This is a genomic window from Thioalkalivibrio sp. ALJT (assembly GCF_000381825.1).
In the GTDB taxonomy this organism is placed as follows: Bacteria; Pseudomonadota; Gammaproteobacteria; order Ectothiorhodospirales; family Ectothiorhodospiraceae; genus Thioalkalivibrio.
The window spans coordinates 1-12,478 of record NZ_KB907130.1 but is presented as its reverse complement, the minus strand read 5'-3'; the positions used below and the strand labels follow the sequence as shown (position 1 = coordinate 12,478).

The 12,478-nt window shown below is 64.0% G+C and carries 10 protein-coding genes and 1 tRNA gene; 8 read left to right on the top strand and 3 right to left on the bottom strand.

The genetic code is table 11. From position 1 onward, the window contains the following. Positions 1-53: 53 nt before the first annotated feature. From G332_RS0110625 to G332_RS0110615, 3 genes are all read left to right on the top strand, one after another. Positions 54-1,358, top strand: a complete 1,305-nt coding sequence (locus tag G332_RS0110625; protein ID WP_019626974.1) for a citrate synthase — start codon at positions 54-56, stop codon at positions 1,356-1,358. 246 nt (positions 1,359-1,604) lie between these two features. Next, the gene (locus G332_RS0110620) at positions 1,605-1,808 is read left to right on the top strand and encodes a DUF2892 domain-containing protein (protein WP_019626973.1); all 204 of its coding nucleotides are present in this window, start codon (positions 1,605-1,607) and stop codon (positions 1,806-1,808) included. 682 nt (positions 1,809-2,490) lie between these two features. After that, a complete protein-coding gene (locus G332_RS0110615) occupies positions 2,491-3,252 on the top strand; it encodes a hypothetical protein (protein ID WP_019626972.1) in 762 nt (253 codons plus the stop codon). 197 nt (positions 3,253-3,449) lie between these two features. On the opposite strand, the gene G332_RS0110610 is transcribed toward G332_RS0110615, so the two are convergent. After that, positions 3,450-4,082, bottom strand: coding sequence for a MarC family protein (locus tag G332_RS0110610; RefSeq protein WP_019626971.1), 633 nt, complete (start codon positions 4,080-4,082; stop codon positions 3,450-3,452). A gap of 140 nt (positions 4,083-4,222) precedes the next feature. On the opposite strand from G332_RS0110610, the gene G332_RS0110605 reads away from it, so the two are divergent. From G332_RS0110605 to G332_RS0110595, 3 genes are all read left to right on the top strand, one after another. Further along, entirely contained in the window at positions 4,223-6,322 is a 2,100-nt protein-coding gene (locus G332_RS0110605; RefSeq protein ID WP_019626970.1) for a TonB-dependent siderophore receptor, read from the top strand. 34 nt (positions 6,323-6,356) lie between these two features. Next, entirely contained in the window at positions 6,357-7,436 is a 1,080-nt protein-coding gene (locus tag G332_RS0110600; RefSeq protein WP_019626969.1) for a lipoate--protein ligase, read from the top strand. 535 nt (positions 7,437-7,971) lie between these two features. Further along, on the top strand, positions 7,972-9,924 hold the full coding sequence (locus G332_RS0110595; protein ID WP_019626968.1) for a DEAD/DEAH box helicase: 1,953 nt from the start codon (positions 7,972-7,974) through the stop codon (positions 9,922-9,924). Positions 9,925-10,040: 116 nt separating this feature from the next. Here the strand turns inward: G332_RS0110595 and G332_RS0110590 are convergent, their stop codons facing one another. Next, on the bottom strand, positions 10,041-10,559 hold the full coding sequence (locus G332_RS0110590) for a DUF302 domain-containing protein (protein WP_026340790.1): 519 nt from the start codon (positions 10,557-10,559) through the stop codon (positions 10,041-10,043). A gap of 380 nt (positions 10,560-10,939) precedes the next feature. Between G332_RS0110590 and G332_RS0110585 the strand changes: the two genes are divergently transcribed. Next, complete coding sequence (locus tag G332_RS0110585) at positions 10,940-11,647, top strand: MBL fold metallo-hydrolase (RefSeq protein WP_019626966.1); 708 nt, start codon at positions 10,940-10,942, stop codon at positions 11,645-11,647. 81 nt (positions 11,648-11,728) lie between these two features. Next, a tRNA-Arg gene (locus G332_RS0110580) sits at positions 11,729-11,805 on the top strand. Between the two features lie 333 nt (positions 11,806-12,138). Here the strand turns inward: G332_RS0110580 and G332_RS0110575 are convergent. Next, positions 12,139-12,478, bottom strand: a 340-nt coding sequence (locus G332_RS0110575; RefSeq protein WP_019626965.1) for an IS630 family transposase, incomplete at its 5' end; no start/stop codon positions are given.

Below are 12,478 nucleotides of genomic sequence, written 5' to 3'. Positions count from 1 at the left end.
TTTACCATTGAGGAATCCGCATTCTGGCGACCCCTATCCCACGAGGCCGTTCCATGAGCAAAACCGTCACGTTGACCGACAACACCACCGGCAAGAGCATCGAGCTGCCGATCCACGAGGGCTCGCATGGCCCCAACTGCCTGGATATCCGCGCCCTCTACAAGGAGTTCGGCTACTTCACCTACGATCCGGGGTTCATGTCCACGGCCAGCTGTCGTTCGGACGTCACCTTCATCGACGGCGACGAAGGCACCCTGCTCTATCGCGGCTACCCCATCGAACAACTCGCCTCCGAGAGCACCTACCTCGAAGTCTGTTACCTGCTGCTGAACGGCGAACTGCCCTCCTCCGACGACCTGCACGACTTCTCGCGGATCATCAAGGAACATTCGATGCTGCACGAGGCGGTGCGCCGCTTCTTCGACGGCTTCCGCCACGATGCGCACCCGATGGCCATCATGGTCGGTGTAGTCGGCGCCCTGTCCGCCTTCTATCACGACAACGTCGACGTGCATAACCCGGAACACCGCCGCATCGCCGCGCACCGGCTGATCTCCAAGATGCCGACCATCGCCGCCTGGTCGTACAAGTACGCCCACGGCCAGCCGTTCATGTATCCGGACAACAAGCTCTCCTACACCGCCAACTTCCTGTCGATGATGTTCGGGGTGCCCAGCGAGCCCTACCAGCCGAACCCGCTGTTCGTGCGCGCGCTGGACCTGATCCTGATCCTGCACGCCGACCACGAACAGAATGCCTCGACCTCCACCGTGCGCCTGTCCGGCTCCTCGGAGGCCAACCCGTTCGCGGCCATCTCCGCCGGCATCGCCTCGCTGTGGGGCCCGCTCCACGGCGGCGCGAACGAGAAGGTCATCCGCATGCTCGAGGAGATCGTCCACAGCGACAAGAGCGTCGAGGACTTCGTCGCCCGGGCCAAGGACAAGAACGACCCCTTCCGCCTGATGGGCTTCGGTCACCGGGTCTACAAGAACTACGACCCGCGCGCCAAGATCATCCGCAAGATATGCCACGAACTGCTTGAAGAGATGGGCGACATGGGTGCCGACAACCAGCCGCTGTTCGACGTGGCCATGGAGCTCGAACGCATCGCGATGGAGGACGACTACTTCATCGAGCGCAAGCTCTACCCGAACGTCGACTTCTACTCCGGCATCATCCTGCGCGCGATGGGCATCCCGCTGAACATGTTCACCGTGATCTTCGCCCTCGCCCGCACCGTCGGCTGGATCTCGCACTGGAACGAGATGATGCAGGACCCGGAATCGCGTATTGGCCGCCCGCGTCAGCTCTACACCGGCCACCCCGCCCGCGAATACGTCACGATCGAAGAACGTTAGGAGCCTCTCGGGCTTGGGAGATCGTCACGAGCGCTGGGCAGGGAGGCGCATAATGGGTCTATATAACGGGCGAGAGCGGAATAAAGGACGATACCTCCACCCGATTGCGTCCATACCCTGAACCACCGCGATTCAACAGCATCAAATCAGTTGGCATGCATCGCCGGAACAAGGGCCGGCCACTTGCATTTACCCGCCAGACCCGTATATTAGAGAATACTTATACAATTTCAGGAGATCAGTCCCATGAGCATTGACCGCGTAGTTCTCGCCTTCGCCGGCGTCGTCGTAATCCTCAGCGCCATCCTCGCGTGGGCCTTCAGCCCAATGTGGTTGATCCTGACCCTGTTTGTCGGTTTCAACCTGCTGCAATCCGCCTTCACCGGCTTCTGCCCGCTGGCCATGATCCTCAAGGCCTTGGGCGTTAAGCCGGGCGAGGCCTTCAACTAAGTTCTCGCGACTGCGAGCGAGGCCCGGCAGCCACAGGCCCGGGCCTTTTTTGTGCCCGCACATTACACCTGCAAGTTGCCTCGCCACATCATCCAGATCGCGATACCCGGCGCCCCTGCAAGGGAGACGCTGATTGAATCGCGCGTCCGCGCTCGAGTCGCTTTTGCGTGCGTTTGAAGCGCGGCGGCCGCGCAGTCATTCTGCTACAGGTGAGCCGCAACGCCGTTCCCGCGCCCGTTTTTGATCAACAACGGGCGGCCGAGCCCCTGCTTTCAATGGCTTGCGGGGCTGGTGCCCCCCCCGATTCTGAATGAATATGGCCCGATCCTGCGTTGCGCCCCGAATCCATCAGAAACGGGCGGGCAGAACCACTACCCGCGGCACGACGCGTCTTGTCTCGGAACGCTTGTCTCGAGAAACTGGCGGGCACCCACGCGGACGTGCGATTCAATCAGCGTCTCCCTAGATCTGTCGAGTTCGGGCGGTCGTCGCGAGCGTCGTAGCGAAAGTGAGGTCCTTTTTTCGCTCTCTCGAGGCACACCGTGGGGCCAGGTAACGAGCGAGAGCGTCAAAAGGGGCCGCTGTCCCGTCTTCACTCTCCCGTGCACGCAGCAGTCCCTGTCCAATCCGACAGGCTCCTGGCCTACAATGGCGTCACACTCGCCCCGGAGGACGATCGCGCGTGCTGACTCTGTTACCCCGACTGTTCCAGCGCGCACCCGCGCTTGATCCGGAAAGCCGTGCCTGGATCGAGGCCGTCTTCGACTGGTCCGCGGCTCAGTCCGGGTGGCGACGCATGCTGGATCAAGTCCATCTGGTGTGCCCGACCGCAGAGCACTTCCCCGGCCGTGCGGATAACGCGCCGCAAATGGCTCAGATCGTGTTCGACCGGGTGCTGGAGCACGCCGGTCTGACCGACAGCCCCTTCCGGCTCGCGCACGCGGGGGGCCTGATGGACAACCCGATCGCGTGGGACACACTGGCGACGCCGGTGGCAGAGACCGCGCCGACCGCCGGGCTCGTACGTATCCCCTACGACCCGCATCTGGTGCCGCATTCCGAGGCCCTGATCGCCCATTTCTCCCGCGAGATCGCGTTGCGTCTTCTTCCGACCGCCGAGCACTCGGCACCCGCCGCCGAGCACAACACGCCGCACATCGCGGAATTGCTGGCCGTGCAACTGGGCTTCGGCATCATGCTCGCAAATACCGCCTTCCATGCACGCGTGAATGGCTGCGGTGCCTGCAAGGGCCCTTCGGCGGAGCGCGAGGCCGCGTTATCGCGCGATGACTTGGCCTATGCCCTGGCGTTGTTCTGCCAGCGCAAGGGCATCCCGCCGCGGCGTGCGCGCCCGTACCTGAACGCCCCGCTGCGCACGGCCTTCCGGCATGCCGTGCGCGATGTCGCCCGCAGCGCGCAAACCAGGAGCAGCGGCGCGGCCTGAAGGGCCCGGGCCATTACTTGATGTATATTGTTAATTTCGCATTATAAACTACGGAATACTCTATAAAAACAAACCATTCAGACCCCGCAGCGTGGTCACCGGATTCAGCCCCGTTCTCGAAGCCCCCTTCTTGTCGCAGCAGGCGCCCGGAACCCGAGTGGCCACGGCCGGACACCAGAGCCGGTATACCCACTGCATCAACCCGACAGCAGGCCGCTTCGCTGCAGGCCGTCAAAGATGAACTGTACCGCCAGCGCACTCAGGAGCACTCCGAGGACACGAGTGAGGACATGGCCACCAGTGACACCCAACCATCGCTGCAGATGCGCGGCGACCAGCAGACACACCAGAGCCAGCAGCATCACGGCAAGCAACGCGCCAATCACCACCAGCTGCGCGCCCCACTCGCCCTCGGCACGACTCATCATCAGGATCGCCGCACCCATGGCACCGGGCCCGGCCAGCAGCGGCGTGGCCAGAGGAAAGATCGAAAGGTCCTTGCGCATGCGGGCCTCCCGGGTCTCCGCCTCCGTCGCCGAGACACCCCCCGAACTGCGCGCGAATACCATGTCGATCCCGATCAGCAGCAACAAAATGCCACCGGCGGTGTAGAGCGCGGCCAGCGAGATCCCCAGGAGCGACAGTACGGCCTCGCCCACCAGAGCAAACAGCAACAGAATCACGGTCGCGGCCAGCGCACCGCGGATCGCCATCGCACGACGCTGCACCGAATCCACGTCCCGACTGAGGATCGCGAAGACCACGGCCACATCCACCGGACCAATGGTCACGAAGAAGGTCATCAGGGCCACAATCCCCAGCTCGATCATCCTGATGCCTCCCTGCTGCTGTGATGTGGCGATCGCCACCCATTTGAAAGGGTCCGGTCTTTCCGCAGGTTAAATTGCCTCGCGCGAACGGCGACCGTACTTTAGCGTGTCCTGAAATATCGATTGGGGATCTTTCGCTAATGAAACGCCGTACTCTCGGTCGGCTGACGCTTGCCAGCTTGCTGGCCACGCCTGCCCTCGCCACCGCACAGGAAAACGTCCAGACACTGGGCACGGTTTCGGTCACTGCCACCGGTTACGAAACGCTCGTGGCCGATACACCGGCATCCGTTACCGTGATCGAGTCCGGCGAGATCCGCAACCGCGAGGCCCGAACCCTGGGCGATCTGCTGCGGGGCCAGCCAGGCATCGCCACCGCTGTCGACGGATCGGTGGGCTCCGATCCGATCATCCGCGGACTCAAGCGCGACCAGATCCTGGTGCTGGTGGATGGCGTACGCATCAACGCCATGCAGCCCCCGGCGCGCGGCTCGCTGGCGTCGTACGTGAACGTGGACTTGATCGAACGCATCGAGATCGTGCGCGGCCCGGGCTCCGTGCTCTACGGCGCCGGCGCCATGGGCGGCGTGATCAACATCATCACTCGCGGCGGCGATTTCACCGAGGAGCCCGAAACCCGTGGTTTCTCGCGTCTGGGGGTCACCTCGGTGGATGACGGCATCCGCGGCGCTATCGGCGTAACCCTGTCCAACGACCGCAACGTGCTGGACCTGTCCGTCGCCTACCTGAACACCGACGATTACGAGACGGGCGACGGCGACCGCCTGCGCGACTCCGGCACCGAACAGAACGCCTACCACCTGCGCTATCGCGGCAAGCTGGCGCCGGGCCACGAGGTCCAGTTCCGCGCCCAGCGCGACGAACGCAAGGATGTCTGGTACCTCGCCTCGCGTACCTTGACGCCCAGCGATGGCCAGCGCCCCCAGGGTGTAAACACGCACTACACCCCACGACAAACCCGTGACCTGCTGGAAGTGCGCTATGAAGGCGACTTGCCCGGGGCCTGGGCACCTCGCCTCGAAGCCTCGATCTATCGCCAGGAGCTCTCCCGTGGCAATTACGACTGGAGCGACCGGCTGCAGCAGGATTACCGGACTTCCGATACCGATTTCACCACGGATGGTCTGCGCGTCCAGACCGAGCTTTTCCCGACCGATGACCAGATCCTGCTGATCGGGGCCGAGGCCTGGCGCTTGCGAGCGAGCCCTGTGTCCTTCATCGGGGTTCCGCCCGACTACGACCCGGCCGTGCGAATGCCGCTGGTCGAAAACGGCAAAATCGAGTCGGCCGGCATGTTCATCCAGCATGAGACCTACCTCGAACAAGCCACTGTAAACCTTGGTGCACGTTACGACGAGGTGCGAGGCAGTGCCGATGCCGCCATGGGGGTTTCCGAGCCGCTGGACAAGACCGACCGCAACTTCAGCTGGTCGGCCGGGCTCACCTGGCACCTCGACGAGGCCTTCAACCCCTACTTCAGTCTGTCTGAGGGCTACCGCTCCGCCAGCCTGCTGGAACGCTACCTTACCTACCCCTACAGCGACGGCTTCACCTGGCTCAGCAACCCGCAGCTCGACCCGGAACGCAACCGCACCTTCGAGGTCGGCGCCCGTGGCCACATCGGCGCGACCTCATATACCGTCGCGGCCTACGAGAGCCGCATCCGTGACTACATTGGCGGACGAGTGGTGGAAGATGCGGCGCAGCCCACCAAGGAGACCATCAACCTCGACGAGGCCCGCATCCATGGACTCGAGGCCCTGGTAGAGCACGCCTTCACCGATGCAATCAGCGGCTACGCGAGCGCGACCTGGATCCGAGGACAGAACCGCGACAGCCGCTTCAACGAACCGCTCACCCAGATACCACCCCCCGAGGCCAGCATCGGTCTGAGCCAGTCCATGGCCCAGGGCTGGCAGTGGGACGCCCGTCTGCGCGCCGTCGCCAGCCAGAACCGCACGGCGGACAGGTTTACGCAAGACAGCGAGCGCGAAACCTCCGGTTTCGCCACGGCAGACCTCGCGGTGGGCTACCGCTTCGGGCCGAGCGCAGGCTTTCGTTCCAACGAGATCACCTTCAGCGTGACCAACATCGCGAACAAGACCTACCGCGAGCATGTCAACGAAATGACCAAGGCACGTCTGGACCCGGCCAACGGGGTCCAGGACATCCAGGCGCCGGGCCGCAGCTTCGGGCTCACCTGGAATGCAGAATTCTGAACGACTGCCTCACGAACAGGACAAGGAAACCGCTATGCGTTTACGCGTAATCGACTTCGGCCAGCAACCGGCCGTGCGCTCCCAGGCCGTCTACCACGGCATCGCCGAGGCCATGGGCAAGGACGACGACCCGGTGCTCACCCTGGTCAACCCGGACGATCCCTACGTCTGCGTGGGCCTGCACCAGGAGATCGCCCTGGAGGCGGACGAGGACTTCTGCAAAGAGCAGAACCTGCCCATCATCCGCCGTCACGTCGGCGGCGGTGCGGTCTATCTGGACCACAACCAGATGTTCTTTCACTTCATCTATCCGTCGGCAAAGGCACCGCGGATCGTCTCGGATATCTACAGGAAGTTCATCGACCCGGTGATCAACACCTATCAGGACCTGGGCGTGAACGCGACCTTCCGTCCGGTCAACGACATCCACGTGAACGGCCGCAAGATCGGCGGCACGGGTGCGGCGAGTATCGGCAACGCAACGGTGATGGTCGGCAGCTTCATGTTCGACTTCGACACCGCCACCATGGCGCGCTGCCTCAAGGTGCCGTCGGAGAAATTCCGCGACAAGCTGCGCGCCGGCATGGAGGACTACATCACCACGCTGTCCCGCGAACTCGGCGAGATGCCGGCCCGCGAGACCGTGCGCGAGGCCTTCCTGAAACGGGTGGCCAGCGATCTCGACGTCGAGGTCGAGATCAGCGAGCCCGGCGCCGAGGAGACCGCCGCCATCGAGGCACAGATGGCCGAGCTCACCGACCCCGAATGGACCTACCGCAAGGGCCGTAAATTCGTGGAGATGGGCGTAAAGATCGCCGCCGGCACCCACCTGACCGAGGGGGCCCACAAGGCGCCCGGCGGCCTGATCCGTGCTCAGCTGATGGAAAAGGACGACCACATCGCCGATCTCCTGCTGTCCGGCGATTTCACGGTCTTCCCGGAAGACGGCATGGATCGCATTGCCGAGGCCCTGCACGGTCAACCGCTGGAGATGGAGGCACTGCAAGCCACCGCAGCCGCCTGCGTCCAGGAGATCGGCCTGGACGCGCCGGGTATCGAACCGGCCGACATTGCCACCGCGATCCTGGCCTGTGTCCACCGCGAACCTCACTGAGCGGCCCGGCGCGCCGGTAAAAAACGGGCGGGTCATCGCCCTGGGGCAACCCCGGCCGTTGTGTCTGCGATGACAGACCGTTCCACACCGCTCGTACCCGGGCAGGGCCTGATCAAGGGGCCTGCCCGGGTACTGTTTCCTGCCGCATGCGGCTCGCCGCTAAGGCTCTGGCCAGAAACCGCCTCGACCGACACCACCGGAACATCCGCGCCAGGGCGCGCGACATACGCCCGAATCCGGATGTGATCGACAGTCTGTCGCCGCGGTCATTAGGGGCGTAACCAGAGAGCAGGCGCTTCCCACACGACTCGGCCGAAAGCGACCGCCAGCGGATGCTCGCCGCGATCTCCGTGACCGCCGACCCGCCGCCTTCTCACTGGCGGTCAGGCCCCGCGAATCCATTGCTTCTGGCGGCTTGCACGAAAAATGTTGAAATTCTCGTTTGTTACGCGCCTGATTCGTGTACAATATTTGCTTGGCATTTGCCATCCGATTTTCGCCGGGCCTCTGTTTCCGGCCTGTGTGAGTACCCCCGATGTCCGATTCCCCCTCCTTCTCCCAGCTCGGGCTTTCCGAGTCGCTGGTCCGTGCCCTGTCGAATATGGGCTTCTCCAACCCGACCCCGGTACAGGCCGCGTGCATTCCGGCCCTGCTGGAGGGTCGTGATGTCCTGGGCGAGGCCCAGACCGGCACCGGCAAGACCGGCGCCTTCGGCCTGCCGCTGATCGACCTGATCGACGCCGCCCAGCGCGTTCCCCAGGCACTGGTGCTGGCCCCGACCCGCGAACTGGCCAATCAGGTCGCCGGCGCACTGACCGAATTCGCCGCCGGTTTCGACGGCATCGATGTCCTGCCCGTCTACGGTGGCCAGCCCATGGGCGAACAACTGCGCGCCCTGCGCCGGGGCCCGCAGATCGTGGTGGGTACGCCCGGCCGGGTGGTGGATCACATCAAACGCGGCACGTTGAGTCTCGATACCCTGCGGGTCGTCGTGCTGGACGAGGCCGACGAGATGCTGCGCATGGGCTTCGTCGAGGAGATCGAATGGATCCTCGAACAGACGCCCGACACCCGTCAGACCACACTCTTCTCGGCCACCATGCCGGCCCCGATCCGCCGCATTGCGCACCGCCACATGCGCGAACCGGAAGAGATCAAGATTGGCGCCGGCAACGAGGCAGGCACCGACATCGACCAGAGCTACTGCCTGGTGGACGCCCGCCACAAGCTGGAGGCCCTGACCCGCCTGATGGAGACCGAGGACGCCCTGGATGGCGCCGTCGTCTTCGCCCGCACCAAGGCCTCCACGGTCGAGATCGCGGACGCCCTCGGGCAGGCCGGCATTGCCGCCTCGGCCCTGAATGGCGACATGGAACAGGGCGAGCGCGAACGCGTGGTCAGCGATCTGCGCGATGGCCGTCTGGACGTGATCGTCGCGACCGACGTGGCCGCCCGCGGTATTGATGTCCCGCGCATCAGTCACGTCTTCAACTTCGACGCGCCGGGCGATGCCGAGGTCTACGTCCATCGCATCGGCCGCACCGGCCGCGCCGGCCGCAAGGGCCGCGCCATCCTGTTCCTGGAACCGCGCAAACGCCGTATGCTGCGCGACATCGAACGCCTGACCGGAAAGCCAGTGCGCGAACAGTCTGTTCCTGATCGCCAGGCCGTGCAGGCCCGCCGCGAGGCGCGCTTTGCCGAACGCGTACAGGCCCTGCTGGGTACCGAGTCCGCCACCACCCACGCCGCGCTGGTGGAGCGCCTGCTGGCCGCTACCGGGGCCACCGAACGGGAACTCGCCACCGCCCTGATCGCCCTTGCAACCGCCGGCAGCCCGCTGGACGCCAACGCCCGGAATGGGGCCGATCCTGTGCTGGCCGCTGCCCGTGCGCCCTATTCCGAGCGCGGCAACAGCCGCCGCGAAAACCGCCCCCGGGGTGAGCGTCCGTCACGCGGCAAGGATCGCGAACCGGAAGCCGACATGGTGCGCTACTACATGCCCGTGGGGCGCAATAACGGCGTGGCACCGGGTGCCATCGTCGGTGCGCTGGCGAACGAAGGGGGCCTGAACGGTCGCGATATCGGCCGGATCGGTCTGCGCGACGACCACAGCCACGTGGACCTTCCCGCCTCGCTGGACGATGCGTCGATCCGCCGCCTGGGCAACATCCACGTAGCCAATCGCAAGCTGGAGCTGACCCGCCAGGCGCCCCGTCCGGGCCAGACCGTCAGCCAGGCCGACACGCGCAAACCGGCGCCGCGCAAGACCACCGGCACACGCAGCGAAAAGCCCGCACCACAGGGCAAGCCGAAGGCCTTCCGTAAACCCGCAGGCGCAAAACGCGGACCGGCGCCCGCCAGTCACAAGCGCCCCGCCTATGCCGCGGCAGGAAAACGCCCCGCCGGGAAGACCCCGGGTTCCCGCAAGACGGCCGCATCACGTGCGGACGGCACGCTGATGATCAAGCGCAAGGCTGCAAACGGCTAGATCGGGGCGATCGTTGCACGCGCAGGAAGAAGGCGCAGCCGATCCGGCCCGAGAACAACAGACCAAAAAACAACGCCCGCGCCCCAAAGGGCCGCGGGCGTTCCTGTATCAGGGCCTCAGAAGTCGCCCGTACGGCCCGCCTCGACGATGCTGTAAATCGTATCGCGCACCTCGCGCGCGGTCGCCTCGAGATCCTCGGGGAGATCCGTCGCGTGCATCATCATGTCCATGTTGGTGGTGACGATCCAGCCCTGACCTTCGTCATCCTCCACGACCGCAATACGGCACGGCAGGAAGCTGGCAAAGATGATGTCGTGCTGCACCATCTGATTGGCGATCAGCGCATCGCAGAAGGCAAGGATACGCATGTAATTGCCCTCACCCCCCATGGCCTGCACCTGATCCGACAGCGGCAGATCGGCCACTTCCTGGAAGTTGCGCAGATTCGCCCGCAGCTTCATGGACTCGATCGCCTCATCGATCGACACACCGTCTTCGATCCGCACAAGCTCCGCACTGTGCCGCACCATCTGCTGCAGCGTCTCACGGTCAAGCCCCTCAAACTCTCCCGCATCCGATGCCGCCACAGGAAACGACAACAACGCCAACAGTCCGGCCACAATCATTACTTTCATTACACACTCCCGATTCAGGTGGACGGGGCGCCCCGGACCCCATGCCCGGGGCATTTCCCCTACCCAACTCTAGTTCACACGCATGCACTTCACAGCATCCACCGCAAAACCATTAGGGAGACCCGTGTCCGAATCAGCCCACAACCGACGCTACCGGAAGATCAAGCGGAAAACCTGCGCTACCGGCTCCTGAACGGATCGGTCCGGGGTATACGGTGAACCCGGATCGAGGCGTTCGGGCGCGACCTGTCCCGCATGGCCGATACGACGCGAGCGGAGGCATTGCCGAACCACCCGAAATTTGGCATCGGGCACCGTCTCGGCACAGGATGGTCCGTCAGGACCCTGCCCAACACCACATGCTTCACGGAGATCCGCCGATGGACCGCAATGCCCTGCCCTATCGCATCCACCGCCAGGAACTTGGCCCCATGGAGAACTTCGTATACCTGATCGAAGATCGCGCCAGTCGGCGCGGCGCCGTGGTCGATCCGGCCTGGGAACCCGAGGCGATCCTCCGCCAGGCGCGCGAAAACGACGTCGCCATCTCCGACATCCTGCTAACCCATAGTCATCACGATCACATCAACGGAGTCGAGGCCATCCTCGAACACTACCCGAACGCGCGCCTCCATCTGCTGAAACCGGAGGCAGAATTCTGGGGCAAGCGACTGGAACGCCCGGAACTGCACCACGGCGGCGATTCGATGCGCCTGGGCGATACCGAGATCCGCTTCCTGCACACACCCGGCCACACACCGGGCTCCGCCTGCTTCCACATGCCCGCGGGCGACGACCTCATCACCGGTGACACCCTGTTCGTCTTCGGCTGCGGTCGCTGCGACCTCGAGGGCGGTGACCCGGAACAGATGTTCCACACCCTGAACGGACTGCGCGAAGGCCTGCCGGCGCATACCTGCATCCACCCGGGCCACAACTACGCCGACAAGGCCGAATCCACCCTGGAAGAACAAGATGCCGGCAATCCGTTCCTCCACTTCCACGACAAGGACGATTTCATCCACTACCGCATGGTCGAGCATGACCAGGTTCGCAACACGCCCTACCACCCCATTCCACGGCCCTGAAAACCAGCGAAAGACAAAGAATCCGTTCCTACGGCTTGCATCCCTCGAAGGCAATCGCGATAATGCGCGCCTTCAGACGAAGCGCCCGTAGCTCAGCTGGATAGAGTACCTGGCTACGAACCAGGTGGTCGGAGGTTCGAATCCTTCCGGGCGCGCCATATTCCAGAAAAAGGGCACCCACGTTCGGGTGCCCTTTTTCGTTGATCCAAACCCCAAAGGATTCGAACCTCCGTAAACAATCCGGTTCGATCCCGAGCGCAGCGAGGAACGTGTCGGCCCAGGGCCGACACCCGGAAAGGCAAGACGCGCAGCGTCGCCGCCATCCTTCCGGGCGCGCCATATTCCAGAGAAAGGGATCAGTGACTTACAGTCGCTGGTCCCTTTTTCGTTTGCGGCTTCGGAAGTCCTGTGACCAATTCTGTGACCAACCTGCACCACAACGCGCCACTCGCAGGGGGGCCTTTACACCAGTCCCAGCGCCCTAGTGCCCCTTAACAATAGTTCGAAGTATTATTGAGGCGCTCGCTTACACGGGCGATGGAGGCGATGATATGGTCGGCGGTTTTGCGCCAGATGAACGGTCGGGGTTCATCGTTGTATGTCTCCAGGTATTCGCGGATGGAATCCTCGAGTTCCCGAGTGCTGCGATGCGAACCGCGTTTGATCCAGCGTTCCGAGATGAGCGCGAAGAAGCGTTCAACCAAGTTGATCCATGACGCCGAGGTGGGCGTGAAGTGCACATGGTAACGCGGCCGCGCAGCGAACCACGCACGCACTTTTTCGGTTTTGTGGGTGCCGTAGTTGTCCATGATGAGATGAACGTCGAGATCC